The organism is Streptomyces sp. URMC 126 (assembly GCF_051386555.1).
Classification (GTDB): domain Bacteria; phylum Actinomycetota; class Actinomycetes; order Streptomycetales; family Streptomycetaceae; genus Streptomyces.
Window position 1 is genome coordinate 1 of sequence record NZ_JBPQTX010001166.1, and the last position, 248, is coordinate 248.

Here is a 248-nt window from a genome sequence, read left to right on the forward strand (position 1 = left end):
GGCTGCCGGACGCCATGGAGGGGCCGACCCCGGTCTCGGCGCTTATCCACGCCGCCACCATGGTCACCGCCGGGGTCTTCCTCGTCGCCCGGTTCTCGCCGCTCTACGAGCACGCGCCGGCCGCCCTGGCGATGGTCACCTTCATCGGCGCCAGCACCGCGCTGTTCGCGGCGACCATCGGGCTGACCCAGTTCGACATCAAGCGGGTCATCGCCTACTCGACCTGCTCGCAGCTCGGCTACATGTTC

The 248-nt window shown here is 69.8% G+C and carries 1 protein-coding gene; it reads left to right on the forward strand.

Features of this window, described 5'->3' with window-relative positions; all coding sequences use genetic code 11:
- Positions 1-248 (forward strand): proton-conducting transporter transmembrane domain-containing protein (locus ACSNOK_RS35525; protein ID WP_436784799.1); only part of this gene is annotated, 248 nt, incomplete at both ends.